The 17,437-nt window shown below is 68.9% G+C and carries 16 protein-coding genes; 1 reads left to right on the forward strand and 15 read right to left on the reverse strand.

Annotation, left to right across the window (positions count from 1 at the left end):
• Positions 1-16: 16 nt before the first annotated feature.
• The 15 genes from CQ047_RS16150 to CQ047_RS16215 form a co-directional block, all read right to left on the reverse strand.
• Entirely contained in the window at positions 17-739 is a 723-nt protein-coding gene (locus CQ047_RS16150; RefSeq protein ID WP_105676869.1) for a FadR/GntR family transcriptional regulator, read from the reverse strand.
• 9 nt (positions 740-748) lie between these two features.
• The gene (locus CQ047_RS16155; protein ID WP_105676870.1) at positions 749-2,293 is read right to left on the reverse strand and encodes an amino acid permease; all 1,545 of its coding nucleotides are present in this window, start codon (positions 2,291-2,293) and stop codon (positions 749-751) included.
• A 332-nt stretch (positions 2,294-2,625) separates the two neighbouring features.
• The gene (locus CQ047_RS16160) at positions 2,626-3,945 is read right to left on the reverse strand and encodes an ABC transporter permease (protein ID WP_105676871.1); all 1,320 of its coding nucleotides are present in this window, start codon (positions 3,943-3,945) and stop codon (positions 2,626-2,628) included.
• The gene (locus tag CQ047_RS16165; RefSeq protein ID WP_105676889.1) at positions 3,945-4,667 is read right to left on the reverse strand and encodes an ABC transporter ATP-binding protein; all 723 of its coding nucleotides are present in this window, start codon (positions 4,665-4,667) and stop codon (positions 3,945-3,947) included. The genes CQ047_RS16160 and CQ047_RS16165 overlap by 1 nt, the downstream gene beginning before the upstream one ends.
• A gap of 35 nt (positions 4,668-4,702) precedes the next feature.
• The gene (locus CQ047_RS16170) at positions 4,703-6,313 is read right to left on the reverse strand and encodes a hypothetical protein (RefSeq protein ID WP_105676873.1); all 1,611 of its coding nucleotides are present in this window, start codon (positions 6,311-6,313) and stop codon (positions 4,703-4,705) included.
• A gap of 3 nt (positions 6,314-6,316) precedes the next feature.
• Entirely contained in the window at positions 6,317-7,333 is a 1,017-nt protein-coding gene (locus CQ047_RS16175) for a hypothetical protein (RefSeq protein ID WP_105676874.1), read from the reverse strand.
• Positions 7,334-7,447: 114 nt separating this feature from the next.
• The gene (xerD, locus tag CQ047_RS16180) at positions 7,448-8,350 is read right to left on the reverse strand and encodes a site-specific tyrosine recombinase XerD (RefSeq protein ID WP_105676875.1); all 903 of its coding nucleotides are present in this window, start codon (positions 8,348-8,350) and stop codon (positions 7,448-7,450) included.
• Between the two features lie 2 nt (positions 8,351-8,352).
• The gene (locus tag CQ047_RS16185) at positions 8,353-8,946 is read right to left on the reverse strand and encodes an NUDIX hydrolase (RefSeq protein WP_105676876.1); all 594 of its coding nucleotides are present in this window, start codon (positions 8,944-8,946) and stop codon (positions 8,353-8,355) included.
• A complete protein-coding gene (locus tag CQ047_RS16190; RefSeq protein ID WP_105676878.1) occupies positions 8,939-10,633 on the reverse strand; it encodes a CTP synthase in 1,695 nt (564 codons plus the stop codon). Before CQ047_RS16190 ends, CQ047_RS16185 begins: the two co-directional genes overlap by 8 nt.
• Positions 10,634-10,650: 17 nt before the next feature.
• Positions 10,651-12,342, reverse strand: a complete 1,692-nt coding sequence (gene recN, locus CQ047_RS16195) for a DNA repair protein RecN (protein ID WP_105676879.1) — start codon at positions 12,340-12,342, stop codon at positions 10,651-10,653.
• Positions 12,339-13,259: an NAD kinase gene (locus CQ047_RS16200; protein ID WP_105676881.1), complete on the reverse strand. Its 921-nt coding sequence runs from the start codon at positions 13,257-13,259 to the stop codon at positions 12,339-12,341. Before CQ047_RS16200 ends, recN begins: the two co-directional genes overlap by 4 nt.
• On the reverse strand, positions 13,256-14,053 hold the full coding sequence (locus CQ047_RS16205) for a TlyA family RNA methyltransferase (protein WP_105676882.1): 798 nt from the start codon (positions 14,051-14,053) through the stop codon (positions 13,256-13,258). The genes CQ047_RS16200 and CQ047_RS16205 overlap by 4 nt, the downstream gene beginning before the upstream one ends.
• Positions 14,050-14,223, reverse strand: a complete 174-nt coding sequence (locus tag CQ047_RS18940; RefSeq protein ID WP_181155975.1) for a hypothetical protein — start codon at positions 14,221-14,223, stop codon at positions 14,050-14,052. Before CQ047_RS18940 ends, CQ047_RS16205 begins: the two co-directional genes overlap by 4 nt.
• A gap of 44 nt (positions 14,224-14,267) precedes the next feature.
• On the reverse strand, positions 14,268-15,305 hold the full coding sequence (locus CQ047_RS16210) for an HAD-IIA family hydrolase (protein ID WP_105676883.1): 1,038 nt from the start codon (positions 15,303-15,305) through the stop codon (positions 14,268-14,270).
• Positions 15,305-16,177 carry a hypothetical protein gene (locus CQ047_RS16215; RefSeq protein ID WP_105676885.1) on the reverse strand — a complete coding sequence of 291 codons (873 nt, stop codon included), beginning with the start codon at positions 16,175-16,177 and terminating at the stop codon, positions 15,305-15,307. Before CQ047_RS16215 ends, CQ047_RS16210 begins: the two co-directional genes overlap by 1 nt.
• Before the next feature lie 69 nt (positions 16,178-16,246).
• Between CQ047_RS16215 and CQ047_RS18725 the strand changes: the two genes are divergently transcribed.
• Positions 16,247-17,398, forward strand: coding sequence for a hypothetical protein (locus tag CQ047_RS18725; RefSeq protein WP_146114367.1), 1,152 nt, complete (start codon positions 16,247-16,249; stop codon positions 17,396-17,398).
• Positions 17,399-17,437: the final 39 nt, after the last annotated feature.

Below are 17,437 nucleotides of genomic sequence, written 5' to 3' on the forward strand. Positions count from 1 at the left end.
TCATTTCCAGGATTGCCTACTTCAGGAGGCCCTTGAGAAGGGCGGCGGTGGCCTCGCAGTGCGCGGTCATCACGTCGCGGGCCCGAACGGCGTCGCCGTCCAGGATCGCGGCGACGATGGCACGGTGCTCGTCCTCCGCATGGTCGATGTTCGTCTTCAGGAAGGGGATCTCGGCGAGGAGTTGATGGATCCGCACCTGCACGCCGCTGCAGGCACGGGCGAGCTCGTCGGAGCCGCAGACGGTGCTGATCGCCAGGTGGAACCGGGCGTCGGCCTGTCGGTAGTCGGCCGGAGTCTGCGCCTCGGCCAGGTCAGCGAGGCTCGTCTCCAGCAGAGCCCGCTGCTCCTCGGTGAGGTCCAGCTGGGCGGCCTGGTAGGCGGCTCCGGGTTCGATGACGGCGCGGAACACGATCACGTCGTCGATCTCTGCACGGCGCGGCGGGGTCTGACCCGCCGGCCACACCTCGGCGAGTGGTTCGACGACCGTGCCCCCTCCGCGCCCCCGGGTCGTGGACACGAACCCGGCGGCGCGAAGGGCGCTGATGGCCTCCCGGAGCGTGGCCCGGGAGACGTTGAGCTTCTCTGCGAGCTCACGCTCCCCCGGCAGCTTCGTCCCCACCCGGAAGATCCCGAGCTGGATGGCGGAGCCGAGCTGCTCGACGCAGGACTCGAAGGCCATGTGCCCACGGACCGGGTGGAGCGCAGCATCCACCAGAGGGGAATCCATCAGATCGGTCATCGTGCGACCTCACTCCTCCAGCAGTTCGTCGGCGGCCTTGGTGAGGTGCGCCGCCTCTGCGTCGCTCATGAAGTCGCGCTTGCCGTAGGCGAACCAGAGCACGACGGCGAGCACGCCGACCACGACGACCGCGAGAGGCGCGTAGTTGAACGTGTCGACCGTGATGGGCGTCACCGGCGGGAGCACGAACAGGATGACGATGAAGACCACCCAGACCACTGCGACCCACCCGACCACGGCGCTCCAGCGGCCGAGACTCCACGGCCCCGGCGTGAACTCCTTGTTCAGGCGGCGCAGCAGCACGGGCGTGACATACGCGATGTACAGGCCGATGACGGCGATCGAGGTCACCGCGAGGTACGCCGTGATGTTGAACAGCGCGGGCAGCGTGACGATGATCGAGAGCACGACGCAGAGCCAGATCGAGTTGGTCGGCGTGCCGGTGCGCTTGTTCACCTGCGCCCAGAGGCGGGAGCCGGGGATGGCGTTGTCCCGCGAGAACGCGTAGCTCATGCGCGAGTTCGCCGTGACCGACGCCATGCCGCAGAAGAACTGGGCGCCGCAGACGATGAACAGCAGGAACTTCGCCACGTCGGGGTTGTTCAGTGCGTCGAGGAAGATCTGCGCCGGTCCGGAGCCCGTGGTCGTGTTGACGATCGTGGACAGGCCTTCCTCGCTGCCGTCCTGGATCGCGGAGACGATCGTGAAGAGCAGGATCCAGCCGCCGATGATCGAGATCAGCACGCTCATGACGATGCCCTTGGGGGCGGCGACAGCGGCGTTCTTCGTCTCCTCGGCGACGTGCGCCGAGGCGTCGTAACCGGTGTACGTGTACTGCGCCATCAGCAGACCCATGAGGAACACGTACGGTCCGAAGGTCCAGCCGGTCTCGTTGTGGAAGGTCGTGAACGACCACGCCACATCCTGGTGGTGGGCGGGCATGATCCACAGCACCGCGACGATGATGAGGACGCCGACGATGTGCCACCACGCCGAGACGTTCGACAGCATGCTGACGAGATTGACGCCGAAGGTGTTGAGCAGACCGTGGATCACGATGATCACGATGAAGAGGCCGAAGGTGTTGAGCGGGTTGACCTCGACGCCCCACATCAGGTTGGCGAAGGCCATCATCGTCGCCGCGGCGCCGTAGTCGATGGCGGCGGTGACGGCGACCTCGCCGAGGAAGTTGAACCAGCCGACGAACCACGCCCACTGACGCTTGTTCTTCTTCGCGAGCCGACCCGCCCAGAAGTAGAGACCGCCTGCGGTGGGATACCGGGAGCAGACCTCGGCCATCGCGAGGGCGACGCAGAGGACGAAGACACCCACGAGGGGCCAGCCGATGTTGATCGCCATCGGACCGCCGGACTTCAGCGCGATGTTGAAGGAGGTGATGCAGCCGGCGAGGATCGAGATGATCGAGAACGAGACCGCGAAGTTGGAGAAGCCGGACATGCCGCGGTGCAGTTCCTGCTTGTAGCCGAGCTCTGCGAGTGCGGCCGCATCATGATCGATGGGCTGTGAGTCCGGCGCCTTTGTCGTGTCACTCATAGGGGTGCTACCTGGCTTTCGAGTAGAGGGAGCAGTTGCAGCGATTCTGGCCTCCCTGAACGCCAGCTGTCAATGGTCTGACTTCATACCTTCAACCAGAAGCGCTCGCCGAGACACGCCGGGGCACCGGAGCCGGAGGTGCCGGCACCCGGAGAACGGATGCCGGCGCACAGGCGCGCGTCCGATCGAATGAGCCACTCGATCGCCGTGCAGTGCCGCGACGGGCAGAGAACACGACGCCCGCCGTGCAGCACCACCACGAACGCCGAGCGAACCCGCAGACGACTCAGGCGTCGCGCAGTGCCGCCACGGGCAGAGAACCTGCAGACGACTCAGGCGCCGCGCAGAGCCGCGACGGGTTCGATCCTCGCGGCGCGACGTGCCGGGTACCATCCGGAGCCCCAGCCCACGATCGCGCCGAGCACGGCGCCGGCGATGGCGACCCACGGGTCCGTCACGGGAGTCCACCCCTGGACCACAGCCACCACGATCACGGCGAGCACGCCGAGCGCAGAGCCGATCAGGCCGCCGATGAAGCCGATCACGATCGACTCGACCATGAACTGCGCGCCGATCTGACGGCGGGTGGCCCCCAGCGCACGACGGAGGCCGATCTCGCCGATGCGCTCCATCACGCCGAGGAGCGTCACGTTCGCGATGCCGAGACCGCCGGCGAGCAGCGCGATCACTCCGAGGATGAGGAAGACCACGTTCACGTCCGCCTGCACGTTCTGGCTGAGGTCGGATGCGCCCGACGGCGCCTGCGCCTTCAGCGAGTCGGGAGAATCGGGCTGCAGCGCCAGCACGGACTGCTCCGCCACCTGGGGACCTGCGCCGACCATGATGCGGATGTCGAGCTCGGTGGGCACCGCGAGACCGAAGTCCGCGCGCGCAGCTCCGTTCGGGATGATCACCGAATCCCGCAGCTCGCTCTTGCGCTCGAAGCCGTCGACGATGCCGATCACAGCGTAGGCGACCCCGCCGATGAAGATCGACGGTTGCGAATCGACACGGTTGATGCCCATGTCCTTGGCGAGCCGGTCCCCGACCACCGCGACCCGATCGCCCCTGGAGTCGTGCCCCGCGTCGAAGAAGCGGCCGGTGATCAGCTCGCCCTCCGCGGTGTCGAGAAGCTCGGGAGACGACGAGAACAGCTGCGGCGATGCGGCGGGTGCCGCTGACGGGTCGTTCACCGGCACCGCGGTGATCGTCTCGTCGTCGGCGAGTTCGACCTCACCGAGGAGGGTCGCGCTCTCGACACCGGCGAGAAGCAGCACACGCTCCGGAGAATCCCACGGGAGGCGGCCGGCGGCGACGGTCTTGCCCTTGGAACCGGACTGCGCCTCGGCGGCGGTCACGACGACCTGCGTCGACGCTGCGCCGTTGAACTGGCTCGCGATCTGGGCGGCGGCCGTCTGGGCGAACCCGATCGTCGCGACGAGGGACGCGATGCCCAGCACCGTGCCGAGGATGGTCATGACGAGACGCGCGGGGCGGGATCCGATGTCCGCCGTCGCCTCGGCGACCAGGTCCTGGAAGGTAAACCGGTCGGCGTGCTTCTCGCCGACCTTCCTGCGGACGGCGCGTGTACTCCCCTGCTCGGGCTGGTCCGCGTTCTCTGCTGTCGCCTTGCGACGCCAGGGCAGGCGCATCACAGCTCGCTCAATCGACCGTCGGCGATGCGGATGCTGCGGCGGGCCCGCCGAGCGACGTTGTCGTCGTGCGTGATCACGATGAGAGTGAGTCCGTCTTCGTTGAGTTCTTCGAACAGTGACATGACCTCGCCGGACGTGCGCTGGTCGAGGTTGCCGGTCGGTTCGTCGGCGAGGAGCAGCTTCGGCCCGCTGACGACCGCCCTGGCTACGGCGACGCGCTGACGCTCACCGCCCGAGAGCGAGTTCGGGAAGAAGTCGACGCGGTGCGACAGCCCGACCCTGGCGAGGGCCTCGCGCGCCCGCGATTCGCGCTCGCGGCGGGGCACTCCGCTGTACAGCATCGGCATCAGCACGTTGTCGAGCACCGTTCGCCGGGGCATCAGGTGGAACGACTGGAACACGAAGCCGATGAACTGCGCACGCACGGCGGCCCGCTCGTCGTCGGAGAGGTCCCCCGTGCGCACGCCGGCGAGGAGGTACTCCCCCACGCTGGGGCGGTCGAGGAGGCCGAGGATGTTGAGCATCGTCGACTTTCCCGAGCCGCTGGGACCGACGATCGAGATGTAGTCCCCCGGTCGCACCTGGAGGGTCGCCCCCTTGAGAGCCTGAACCTCCGGAGGCCCTGGGAAGGACCGGGTGACGTCGCGCAGCTCGACGACGAGCTCGTCGTTCCCGCCGGCATCCTCGAGAGCGTCGCCGACCTCAGGAGCGTCGCCGATCTCAGGAGCGTCGGCGGTCGCGGTCTGCTCGTCCGTCACCGTCCCACCACCACGAGGTCGCCCTTCTCGAGGTCGCCGTCGACCGGGGTCACCTCCACGGCTCCCTTCGCCGCGAGACCCGTCTCGACCACGACCGTGCGGGTCTTCGCGTCCTTGCCCTTGCGGGGGTCGGACTCGACGACCTCGACACGCGACTCGCCACCTGGGCCGGCGGTCAGCGCCGCGAGGGGCACCGACAGCACATCGCCCTCGGTCGCGCCGACGGCGATCTGCACGCGGACGTTGTTGCCCTGGAGCTGCGTCAGCTGCTCGGCCGTGAGCGGGTCGGGCTCGAAGAGCACCTCCCAGCGCGCCTTGCTGTCCTTGCCCGGCTTCAGCTCCGAGACGACCGCATGGTGCGGAGTGCCGTCGGGCAGCTCGAACGACGCCTCGGCGCCGACCTTGAGCAGCCGTGCATCGGCCTCGGCCGCGGCGCCGGTGAGACGCACGGTCGCTCCGGACACCGTCATGACGGCGCCCTGGATGGTGGTGCCGCGCTTGACGTTGACGGCATCCACTCGCCGCGGGAGCTCGGTGAGGAACAGCACCTCGCCGGCCGGCAGGAACGGCAGCACGGCCTGGCGCGCGCTCTCCAGCGCCTTGTTCGCCGAGTCGACGCCGGCGCGGGCGGAGTCGAGCGCCGCCTTCTCCGGACCGGTGTTCTTCGACGACCACAGCTGGTCGCGTTCGAGCTTGGCGGTCTGCAGATCCCACTCGGCCTGCTGCACGTTGGGGCAGGCCTCGCCCTCGGGCGGAGTCGTGCAGTTCCGCGCCGCAGCGAGGGCCTGCTCGGCCTGCGCGACCTTGACGTCGGCCTGCCAGCTCTCCAGCTTGGTCGGTCCCGCTCCCGCCGCGGTCAGGGCCTGCTGCGCCTGCGTGACGCTGCTCTGCGCGTCGCGGACGCCCTGCTCCGCGCTGCGGACGGCATCGCCCGCGCCCTCTTCGGGAGCAGGGGTCGGATAGCCCGCCTGGGCGTAGAGCTGACCGACGGCGTTCGCCGTCGCCTGATCGAACAGATTCGAGGTCACGTCGCCCGCATCGATGCCGACGCTCACGAGAGCCTGCTTCAGCTGCAGCACATCGGGTCCGGAGACGCCGAGGCGCAGCGTGCGGTAGGCCGGGAGGTCGCCGGGGAGCACGATGACGGGCCGTCCGGCCACTTCGAGAGCGATGGACAGCGGGTTGAGTGTCGCGCCGACCTCGGGGACGGATCCCGTCACGACGCTGCCGCCGCCGCCGGAGGTGTCGATGGTCACGTCGACGGCATCCGCATAGCCGACGTCGGCGCGCAGCGTGACGTCGTTGCTCAGCGGACCGAACTCGACGGGCACCGTCACCAGCCCGGCGTCCGGTGCCTCTGCGGCCTCGGCCGGCGAGATCAGGAAGCGACCGACGAGGAGCCCCGCGACGAGGCTGACGACCGCGCACAGGGCGACGATCCACAGGGTGCGGTTGCCGCGCAGGATGCGGCGCCAGCCGCTCACCCGCGACATGTCGACCGCGTCCTTCTCCTCGGCGGAGGACTCGGCATCCGCGGTCCCGTCGCCCGCGATGATCTCGGAGAAATCGGAGGGGAGCTCTGTCGTGGGGGTCTCGTCGTCCTTCATGCGTCAGTTGTTCTGCTCGGCAGCGGCCTTGAACGCCTCGAGGTCGGCCTTGTTGTCCTTGATGAACTTCTCCTCGCGGGCGAACTGGATCTTCAGCGACTCGTCGGCGTAGGAGGTCTTCTCGCGGCATCCCAGGTCGACCAGAGCAAGAGCGATCTCCTTCTCGCCGAGCTCCTTCATCTCCGGGCTCTTGTTCGGGTCTTCGACCTTCTCCGGGTCGATCTCCGTCGTGCCGTCGCCGTACGCGGCCTCGTAGATCTTGCTCTGCGCATCGGAGATCGACTGCTGGGCGTCGGTCTGAGCCTTGAATCCGGGCTCGCCGCCGTCGGCCATGCACGAGGCCCACTTCGCGTTCAGCGCCTTGAGCTCAGACGACTCCTGCGTCGTCGACCACAGCTCGGTCATCTTGTCGCGGAGGTCGGCGAACTGGTCGGACTGCCAAGGATCCTCGCCCTGGAGTTCGTGCTGAGCCCATCCCTGGCAGCCGCCGTCCTCCCAGTTGTACTCGTAGCTGCCGCCCTCTTCCGTGTCCTCCATCTCCTGAGGAGCGCCGTAGGCGGTCTCGTAGAACGCGGTGCGCTCGGACTCGGAGAGCGAGTCGAGATACTTCTGGTTCGGGTCGACGTACTCCTCGCCGGGGTCGCTCTCACCCTGCTCGCTGAACGGGTTGTTCACGATGCCGTAGCCGTACTTCTCGACCCAGGACTTCTTCTCGGGCTCCCACTCGATGTCCTCGCCGGAGGAGACCACGGTGCCGCCGTTCTGCAGGTTCGGCTTGTACTCGAAGCCCTCCTTGGCCATGCACTCGGCCATCAGGTCCTCCTGCTTGCGCTGCTGCTCGTCGAGCTTCTTCTGCTGCTCCTCCGGCGACAGGTCTCCCCCGTAGGCGGCGCTGAGGTACTTGTTCAGCGGGGAGTCCTCGTAGGTCAGGCCGCCGTTCCCTCCGCCCGTCGAGCATCCGGCAAGGGTGAGCGCCAGCGCAGCTGCGGCGAGAACCGCAAGAGGACCGGTGGATCGCATGTCGTTACTCCTTCATCGGCCCCGGTTCGACGACCGGAGAGTTGCATACCGAGAAAGCATAATTGAGCGTCGCGAGAACTCGCGTCCCCCATATGGGGGACATTTCGATCTGCGCTATACAGCGCGAGGATGAGATGTGGCGTAGATGTCCCGCAGAGCCTCGACGGAGACGTGCGTGTAGATCTGGGTCGTGGCCACAGACGCGTGGCCGAGGAGCTCCTGCACGACGCGCACATCCGCGCCCCCCTGCAGCAGATGCGTCGCGAAGGAGTGACGCAGCGTGTGCGGCGAGATCTCCGCCGTGATCTGGGCGTGCTCTGCCGCCGCGCGGATCACGAGCCAGGCGCTCTGCCTCGACAGGGGCGCGCCCCGCGCGCCGAGGAACAGCTTCGCCGAGGCCCTCCCCTTCGCCGCCAGGCCCGGCCGCACCCTCGTCAGATACGAGTCGACCGCCGCACGGGCATACGAGCCGATCGGGACGATGCGCTCCTTCGAGCCCTTGCCCCGCAGACGCAGCACATCGCCGGGCGCCAGATCGTCGACGTCGAGCCCCACGGCTTCGGAGACGCGAGCGCCGGTCGCATAGAGGAGTTCGAGCAGTGCCCGGTCCCGGATGCCGAGGGGATCCTCGCCGGACGGAGCCGACAGCAGCCGCTCGACCTGGTCGATCGTGAGCGCCTTCGGCAGCCGGCGCGGCGCCTTGGGCGGCCGCAGCCGTCCGGTCGGATCGTCCTGCTCGATGCCCTCTCGAGCGAGGAAGCGATGCCAGCCGCGCACCGACGACTGCAGTCGCGCGAGGCTCGTCGCCGCGGGAGCAGGGACCGCCGAGGATCTCTCGGCGATGAAGCGCCCGACCACGGCCTGGGAGATCTCACCGGAGTCGGTGATTCCGCCTTCCTCGAGCCACGCGAGGTAGCCGCCGAGGTCACGGCGGTACGCGGAGATCGTGTGCGCGCTGAGCCCGCGCTCGATCGTGACATGACGCAGGTAGGCGTCGAGGGCACGGTCGAGCTGCACGACTACGCCCTCGCGCGGTGCCGTTCGGCCGCGAGCACGCCGATCGCGAGCAGCGCGTTGTGCATGCGCCCGTCGAGCACAGCGCCGACGGCATCCGCCAGAGGGATCCATTCGACGCGGATGTCCGCCTCCTCGTCCTCGCGCGCGTGCGCATCGGCAAGCTCCGACAGCCCCGTCGCCAGGAAGAAGTGCACGATCTCGTTGCTGCCCCCTGGTGTCGCGAAGGCGCTGAGCAGCGGCTCCCAGTGCGCGGCTCGGAGATCGGCCTCCTCCGCCAGCTCACGCTGCGCGGCGACCACCGGCTCCTCGCCCTCCACATCCAGCAGGCCGGCGGGCAGCTCCCAATCGCGACGGCGGATCGGATGCCGGTACTGCTGGATCAGCAGCACGCGGTCGTCCTCGTCGACCGCGACGATCGCCACGGCGCCGGTGTGATCGATGTACTGGCGGACGATCTCTCCGTCGCCGTAGCGGATCCGGTCCGAACGGACGTCCCAGACCGCGCCGCGGTAGACGAGCTCGCTGTCAATGACCACGGGCTCGAACAGCTCGTCCTGAAGACTCTCGGGCGAGACTCCCCCGGTTCGCTCAGGCATCGTCGCTGACGTCGAACAGCTCGCTGGCGCGGTGCCGCTCGATCGCCGCTCCCACCAGACCGCGGAACAGCGGGTGCGGGGCGGTCGGACGCGAGCGCAGCTCGGGGTGCGCCTGGGTGGCGATGTAGTACGGGTGCACATCCCGCGGAAGCTCCACGTACTCGACCAGATCGAGCTCGGGGTTCAGTCCGGAGAACACCAGACCCGCGTCCGCGAGGCGCGCACGGTACGCGTTGTTCACCTCGTAGCGGTGACGGTGACGCTCGGAGGCGAGAGGGGCGCCGTAGAGCTCGCGGGCGAGCGACCCCTCGGCGAGGGCCGCCTGGTAGAGGCCGAGACGCATGGTCCCGCCGAGGTCTCCGCCGTCGAGGATCTCGATCTGCTCGGCCATCGTCGCGATCACCGGCTCCGTGGTCTCGGGGTCGAACTCGCTCGACGATGCACCGGCGATGCCGGCGACGTCGCGAGCGTACTCGATCACCATGCACTGAAGACCCAGGCACAGACCCAGCGTCGGGATGCCCTGCTCGCGCGCGAACTTCAGCGCGCCGAGCTTGCCCTCGATGCCGCGGATGCCGAAGCCGCCGGGCACGCAGATGCCGTCGAGCTGCGACAGCTGCTCCTTGGCGCCCTCGGGGGTCTCGCACAGGTCGGAGGGGATCCAGCGGATGTTGACCTTGGTCTCCTGCGCGAACCCGCCGGCCTTGAGTGCCTCGGTCACGGAGAGGTATGCGTCCGGGAGGTCGATGTACTTGCCGACAAGGCCGATCGTGACCTCGTGCTTGGGGTTGTGCACGGCGTGCAGCACCGTGTTCCAACGGGACCAGTCGACGTCCGCCGCCTTCTGGTCGAGACCGAGACGACGCACGATGTAGGAGTCGAGACCCTGCTCGTTGAGCGTCGACGGGATGTCGTAGATGCTCGGCAGATCGACCGTGTTGATGACGCCCTCGGCGTCGACGTCGCACATGAGGGCGATCTTGTTGCGATTGCTCTCGCTCACGGGGCGGTCGCTGCGCAGCACAAGCGCGTCGGGCTGGATGCCGACCTGCCGGAGAGCGGCCACCGAGTGCTGAGTGGGCTTGGTCTTCTGCTCGCCCGATGCGCCCATGAACGGCACCAGCGACACGTGCACGAAGAACACGCTGTCGCGGCCGAGCTCGTGACGGAGCTGGCGCGCGGACTCGAGGAACGGCTGCGACTCGATGTCGCCGACCGTGCCGCCGACCTCGGTGATGATCACGTCGGGGCGGGGCTCCTCGGTCGCCTGCAGACGCATGCGGCGCTTGATCTCGTCGGTGATGTGCGGGATGACCTGCACCGTGTCGCCGAGGTACTCCCCGCGGCGCTCGCGCGCGATGACCTGCGAGTAGATCTGGCCGGTGGTGACGTTGGCCGCCTGCGACAGGTTGATGTCGAGGAAGCGCTCGTAGTGGCCGATGTCGAGGTCGGTCTCCGCGCCGTCGTCGGTGACGAACACCTCACCGTGCTGGAACGGGTTCATCGTTCCGGGATCGACGTTCAGATAGGGATCGAGCTTCTGCATCACGACGCGCAGTCCGCGCGCGGTGAGCAGGTTGCCCAGGCTGGCCGCCGTGAGTCCCTTGCCCAAAGACGAAACGACACCACCAGTCACGAAGATGTGCTTGGTCGTGTCGTTCTTGGGCCCCGCGGAAGAAGAGTTCATCACGGGCTTCGATCCTATCAGGCGGTGGGGGCCCCGAGGCTGAGAAGTTCTCGGGCGTGTGTCAGGGCGGCATCCGAATCGGTCAGTCCGGACAGCAGTCTGGCCATCTCGGCCTCGCGCTCGGCGCCGTCCAGGCGTCGGACGCTGGACGCCGTGACCGCGCCGTCATTGGCTTTGACGACCGAGAGATGGTTCGTGGCGAAGGCGGCGACCTGGGCGAGGTGCGTCACCGCGATCACCTGAGATTTCTCGGCGAGTCGGGCGAGTCGTCGACCGACCTCGATCGCGGCGGCGCCTCCGATGCCCGCGTCGACCTCGTCGAACACGAAGGTGGGCACGGGGTCGGTTCCGGCGATCACGACCTCGATCGCGAGCATCACCCTGGACAGCTCGCCGCCCGATGCGCCCTTGGCCACGGAGCGGGGCTCAGCGCCGGGATGCGGGGCGAGCAGGATCGCGACGTCGTCGCGTCCGTGCGCAGTCTCCGCCCCCTCGCTCACCGAGACCTCGAGGCGCGCGTCAGGCATGGCCAGAGCATGCAGCTCCTCGCTCACCGCGGCGCCCAGCCGCGAAGCGGCTGCGACACGGGCGTCCGTCAGCGTGCGCGCGTGGCCGTCGAGCTCGGCTCGCGCGGCGTCGCGCTCCTCCTCCAGACGCTCGATCCGGTCTCCGTCGTCATCGAGCTCGGCGAGCCGGGCCGAACCGGTCTGCCACAGCTCCAGCGCGTCCTCGAGAGACCCGTGGGCGCGGACGAGCACGCCGAGCGCCGCCCTGCGCTCCTCGACCGCGGCCAGCTCATGCGGGCCCGATTCGTCGAGGTCGGCGAGGTAGGCCGAGAGCTGTCCTGCGATGTCCGCCACGCGATAGCCGACATCGGCGAGAGACTGCGCGAGCTCGGTCAGGGTCGCATCCGAGGCGCGCTCCAGCACCCTGCGCGCCTCCCCGATGAGACCGGAGACGTCGGGATCGCCCTCTTCGCTCGACAGCGCCGTGTGGGCGAGGGATGCTGCGAGCCGCAGCTCTTCGGAGTTCGCCAGGCGCTCGGCCCTGGCCGTCAGCTCCACGTCCTCCCCCGTTTCGGGAGCGGTCGCCTCGATCAGCGCCAGCGCCTCGCGCAGACGTGTGGCCTCCTCGAGTCGCCGATCGCGATTCTCGGTGATGTCGGTGATCTCCGCGTCCAGAGCACGCCAGCGCGCGAAGGAGCTCTCATACGCCCTCAGCGCCTCCGCGATGGGCGCACCGCCGAACCGATCCAGGGCATCGCGCTGCGCGGCGGCGGACTTCAGACGCAGCTGCTCGGACTGACCGTGCACGACCACGAGCTCCTCCGCCAGAGCGGACAGGACGCCGGCCGGTGCCGCGCGCCCACCGACGCTGGCTCTGCTGCGCCCCTCGGCGCTGAGACTGCGCGACACGTAGAGCTCGGCCGACCCGGCGCCGACGGGTTCGAGATCGCCTCCGGCATCCGCGACGATGTCGGCCACGTCACCGGTCTCGGGAACGATCCACACCCCGGCGACGGAGGCCTGAGCGGCGCCGGCACGGACGGCGCCCGAATCGGCGCGCTGCCCCAGGAGGAGTCCGAGCCCCGTGACGACCATGGTCTTTCCCGCGCCGGTCTCGCCGGTGATCGCCGTGAAACCAGGGCCGAGGGGCAGCACCGCGTCGGCGATGACTCCGAGGCCCTGCATCCGCATCTCCTCGATCACGACTGCACCTGCGCATCCTGGCCGCGCCACCCGGCGACGGGTAGCTGGAACTTGCGCACGAGGCGGTTCGTGAACGCCGTCGGATGCAGGCGCGCGAGCCGCACGGGGCGGGATGACCGGCGGACGACGACGCGCGCGCCCGGCGGCAGTTCGTGCGAGCGGCGTCCGTCGCACCACAGGATGCCCGAGCCGGAGGTGCCCTCGAGCATCTCGATCGCGACGGCCGCATCGGGGCTGACCACGAGCGGCTTCGCGAACAGCGCATGCGCCGACAGCGGGATCACCGCGATCGCCTCGACACTGGGCCAGATCACGGGCCCGCCGGCGGAGAAGTTGTAGGCGGTGGAACCGGTCGGCGTGGACACGACCATGCCGTCGCAGCCGAAGCTCGACAGCGGAAGGCCGTCGATCTCGAGCACGACCTCGATCATCCGCTCACGGCTGGCCTTCTCGACCGTCGCCTCGTTCAGCGCCCAGGTCTCGTAGATCACCGCCCCCGCTGAGTCCTTCACTCGTACGGAGAGCGCGAGACGCTCCTCGACCTCGTAGTCCCTCGCGATCACACGGCGCACTGCGTCGTCCATGTCGTCTCGGTCGATCTCCGCGAGGAATCCGACGTGCCCCATGTTGATGCCGAGAACGGGGGCCGCGCACCCGCGCACGAGCTCTGCCGCGCGCAGGATCGTGCCGTCGCCGCCGAGGACGATGGCGAGCTCGAGCTCGGCCTGGTCGACCGTCTTCCCGAGAACGTCGACATCCGCGAACATCGGATCCACGGCGGAGAGATCCGCGCTGTCATCGGCCGCGAGCACGGGGCGAGCGCCCGCTTCTCGGAGTGCCTCGACGACACGCCGCGCGGCATGGACCGTGTCCTCACGGCCCGCATGGGCGACGACCAGGATGCTGCGCTCGTTCATCGACTCCCTGCCAGTGCGTTGATGCGGTCTGACCATTCTGACGGATCGCTGCCCCGACCGGGCGCGAGGTGGACCAGATACTCGGTGTTGCCATGGGTGCCCAGCAGGGGCGACGGAAGGATGCCGAGCATCCCGAGTCCGGCGTCCCAGGCGCTCCACACCGTCCGGGCCACGGCATCCGCCCTGGTCGCCGGGTCGGTGACGAGCCCTCCGCGCACGGCGGTGCGCCCGACTTCGAACTGCGGCTTCACGAGAAGCACGATGTCGGAGTCGGGGGCGGCGACCCCGGCGACCGCCGGGAGCACGAGTTCGAGCGAGATGAAGGAGAGGTCGCCGACGACGAGATCGGGGCGCGCGGACTCCCCCGTCGCCGCGGCGAGGTTCTCGGGAGTCATGTGCCGGACGTTGTACCCCTCGACGAGCACGACACCGGGATCCGCGGCGACGGATGCCGCGAGCTGATCGTGGCCGACGTCGACCGCGAGAACGCGCCGGGCTCCGCGCTCGCGCAGCACCTGCGTGAATCCGCCGGTGGAGGCTCCCATGTCGAGGGCGAGTCGTCCGTCGACGGCGATGCCGAAGCCGTCGAGTCCCGCGATAAGCTTGTGCGCGGCCCGACCGACGTAGTGATCGGCCCCGGCGACGGTGATCTCCGCCGAGTCGGCTACGGGCGTCGACGCCTTCACGGTGGGACGTCCGTCGACGCTGACCAGGCCCTCTGCGATCAGAGTGGCCGCGTGCGAGCGCGAGCGGGCGAGGCCTCGCCCGGCGAGGGCGGCATCCAGTCGTGTCATCGGGACGCCGTGGTCTCGCGCTGGTCGAGCTTGGCTCCGCTCTCCAGACGACGCGACAGGTCTTCGTGCAGTGCCGAGTACGCCTCGGCGCGATCGGCGAGCGGCTGTCCTTCGATCAGACGCAAGCGGCTCCACAGGCCGTCAGTCGGCGCAGTCGTCTCTTCGCTCACGCTTCTACTGTACGCGGGAGGTCGGACACGCCGTCCGCGCCACGTCAGGGTCGGTGGAAAGGATCGTCGTACAGACGTTCGGGGACGCGCAGCACGAACACCGGCGTTCCGGAGGCCCAGATCGCGGATGCTCCGGCGCGGAGCAGGTCGATCTGCGCGTCGCCCTCGGCGAGGATCTCGACGTCTCCCCCGGTCACGCGCACGCCGGCGCCGTTGACCCAGTGCCCGCCATCGCGCTGCACACTCTCCGGATAGGGTTCGTGAAGCTCGCGGAGATCGCTGAGGATGTACGTGGGACGAGACCCCTCGGGGGCGGCGAGAACGTGCTTGGGCCGATCGATCCCCGTGAGCACCAGAGCGGAGTCGATTCCCGCACGCACGGCGCCGAGGATGTCGGTGTCCAGTCGGTCGCCGATGAAGAGCGCCTGATGCGCGTCGAAACGCGCCTTCGCCTCCTCGAAGATGGGCACCTCTGGCTTGCCCGCGACGGTCGCGAGCCGACCGATGGCGGTGTGCACAGCCGAGACCAGCGTGCCGTTGCCCGGGGCGACGCCGCGTTCACGCGGAATCGTCCAGTCGGTGTTCGTGGCGATCCACGGGATGCCGCCCTCGTCTTCAGGGAGCTTCAGTGCGAAGGCCGCCTCGGCGAGATCCGTCCATGCGACCTCAGGGGCGAACCCCTGCACCACAGCGGCCGGAGCATCCTCCGCGCTGCGGGTCACGACGTAGCCCGCCTTCTGCACCTCGTCGACGAGGCCGTCGCCGCCGACGACCATGATCGTCGCCGGAGCAGGGACCATGGTCGTGAGCAGGCGCATGGCGGCCTGCGGACTCGTGACCACATCAGACGGAGCCACCGTGAGACCCAGCCCGCTGAGGTGCTCGGCGACCGCGGCATCCGTCCGGGACGCGTTGTTCGTGATGTAGCCGAGACGCGCATGCTCCGCCGCCCGGTTCAGGCTCTCCACCGCGTACGGCAGGGCGCCCGGACCGGCGTAGACCACGCCGTCGAGATCGGCGAGCACGGTGTCGACGCCGTCCAACGGCGTGCGAAGCGACTGCTTCTTCGAGAACAACCCCATCAGGCGCTCTGGCCGTCGCCTGCGGAGTCGTCCTCCTGGTCTTCTGCTGCCTGCGCGTCGTCGTCTTCGCCGAGGAGCTCGCGGACCTCATCCTCGACGGACGGCTCGGCCGCGATCGCGCCATCGCGAGATGCGTCAGAGTCGGCTGCGTCGTCTACAACTGCGTCGGTGCTCGCGGCGTCTGCGTCGGCGTCGGCATCGGCTGCTTCGGATGCGTCATCTGCGTCATGTGCGTCATCTGCGTCATCTGCGTCGTCTGCAGTGTCGTCGTCTGCAGTGTCGTCGTCTGCAGTGTCGTCTTCGTCTTCGTCCTCGATCAGGTGATCCTCGACGAAGATCTCCTCGTCGCCGGCCTCATCGATGCCCAGCGCCTCTGCGGCGACTTCGGCTCGCTTCATCCAGAACTCGGCTTCCTCGGTGCGACCGAGGTCCTCGAGCACGGCCGCGCGGGCTGCGAAGAGAGCGGGGCTCCAGTCGAAGGCACGATCAGGATCGAGCTCGGGGATCTCCAGCTCGCCGAGGGCGAGCTCGAGGTCACCTTGGTCGAGGCGGGCGCCGGACATCGCGATTGCGAGGGCGACCCGCACCGGGGTTGCAAGCGACGTGCGGTCGACGGCTCGACCGGTCTCGAGAGCGCGGTCGGGGCGCCCGATGCCCCGCTCGCTGTCGACCATGAGCGCGATCTGGTCGTCGTTGCCGGAGATACGACGATAGGTGCGGAGCTCGCGCAGCGCGAGCGCGAAGTCCTCGGTCGCGTACGCGGTGATGCCGAGAGTCTCGCGGACGATCGCGATGCGTCCTGCGCTCCGCGATGCGGCGAGAGCATGCTCGTGCGCGAGCTGGGGGTCTTCGTCGATGAGACGCGACGCCATCGCGAGATGGCGCGCGACCCGCTCGGCGTTCTCCTTGCTCAGTGTCTTGAGCTCGTTGCGGGCGGACGGGTGCAGATCGCGAGCGGTGACGTCCTCGGGGACCTCCGGATCGTTGTGCCGCGGACGGTCACCGCCGGCCTGCGGCGCCCTGTCCCGTCCTGCTCCCCCGCGCTGCGGGAACGAGCGGTTGCTTCGTTCACGATCGTTGTCGCGGCCGTAGCCGCCTTCGCGACGGGGTGCGCCACTGTCGCGGTTGTACCCGCCATCACGGCGGGGCGCTGCACCGTCGCGGTTGTAGCCACCCTCGCGACGAGGGGCGCCACTGTCGCGGTTGTAGCCACCCTCACGGCGGGGCGCTGCACCGTCGCGGTTGTAACCACCCTCACGGCGCGGGGCACCACCGTCACGGCGCGGGGCGCCACCGTCACGGTTGTAGCCGCCCTCACGGCGGGGCGCTGCACCGTCACGGTTGTAACCACCCTCACGGCGGGGCGCTGCACCGTCGCGGTTGTAGCCACCCTCGCGACGGGGAGCGCCACCGTCGCGGTTGTAGCCACCTTCGCGACGGGGAGCGCCACCGTCGCGGTTGTAGCCACCTTCGCGTCGCGGGGCGCCACCGTCACGGTTGAACCCGCCCTCACGGCGGGGCGCTGCACCGTCACGGTTGTAACCACCCTCACGACGAGGGGCACCACCATCACGGTTGTAACCACCCTCACGGCGGGGCGCTGCACCGTCACGGCGGGGCGCTGCACCATCACGGCGGGGCGCTGCACCATCACGGCTGTACCCGCCCTCACGACGAGGGGCAACACCATCACGGCTGTACCCGCCCTCACGACGAGGAGCAACACCATCACGGTTGTACCCGCCCTCACGACGAGGGGCACCACCATCACGGCTGTAACCACCCTCACGACGGGGCGCTGCACCGTCACGGCGGGGCGCTGCACCGTCACGGTTGTACCCACCCTCACGGCGCGGGGCACCACCGTCACGGTTGTAACCACCCTCACGGCGCGGGGCACCACCGTCACGGTTATACCCACCCTCACGACGAGGAGCACCACCGTTGCGGGGGGAACCTCCGCCGGAAGATCGGTCTCCGCGCGGTCCGCTATCGTTGCGACGCGGACGGCGCTCTTCCTCTTCCGACATGATGCTCCCTGTTTTGTTCGTGTAAATGCAAAATGGCCACCCAGCGATGGGTGGCCATTTTGACTAAAAGGAGTCCGGCGGTGTCCTACTCTCCCACAGGGT

Origin of the sequence: Microbacterium sp. MYb72 (genome assembly GCF_002979415.1) — a bacterium.
GTDB classification, from domain to species: domain Bacteria; phylum Actinomycetota; class Actinomycetes; order Actinomycetales; family Microbacteriaceae; genus Microbacterium; species Microbacterium natoriense.

Bases quoted from the DNA above. Each gene is read 5' to 3' on its own strand.
- CQ047_RS16150 (WP_105676869.1), bottom strand. From the start codon at position 739: ATGACCGATCTGATGGATTCCCCTCTGGTGGATGCTGCGCTCCACCCG.
- CQ047_RS16155 (WP_105676870.1), bottom strand. From the start codon at position 2,293: ATGAGTGACACGACAAAGGCGCCGGACTCACAGCCCATCGATCATGAT.
- CQ047_RS16160 (WP_105676871.1), bottom strand. From the start codon at position 3,945: ATGCGCCTGCCCTGGCGTCGCAAGGCGACAGCAGAGAACGCGGACCAG.
- CQ047_RS16170 (WP_105676873.1), bottom strand. From the start codon at position 6,313: ATGAAGGACGACGAGACCCCCACGACAGAGCTCCCCTCCGATTTCTCC.
- CQ047_RS16175 (WP_105676874.1), bottom strand. From the start codon at position 7,333: ATGCGATCCACCGGTCCTCTTGCGGTTCTCGCCGCAGCTGCGCTGGCG.
- CQ047_RS16185 (WP_105676876.1), bottom strand. From the start codon at position 8,946: ATGCCTGAGCGAACCGGGGGAGTCTCGCCCGAGAGTCTTCAGGACGAG.
- CQ047_RS16190 (WP_105676878.1), bottom strand. From the start codon at position 10,633: ATGAACTCTTCTTCCGCGGGGCCCAAGAACGACACGACCAAGCACATC.
- CQ047_RS16200 (WP_105676881.1), bottom strand. From the start codon at position 13,259: ATGAACGAGCGCAGCATCCTGGTCGTCGCCCATGCGGGCCGTGAGGAC.
- CQ047_RS16205 (WP_105676882.1), bottom strand. From the start codon at position 14,053: ATGACACGACTGGATGCCGCCCTCGCCGGGCGAGGCCTCGCCCGCTCG.
- CQ047_RS16210 (WP_105676883.1), bottom strand. From the start codon at position 15,305: ATGGGGTTGTTCTCGAAGAAGCAGTCGCTTCGCACGCCGTTGGACGGC.
- CQ047_RS16215 (WP_105676885.1), bottom strand. From the start codon at position 16,177: ATGGCGTCGCGTCTCATCGACGAAGACCCCCAGCTCGCGCACGAGCAT.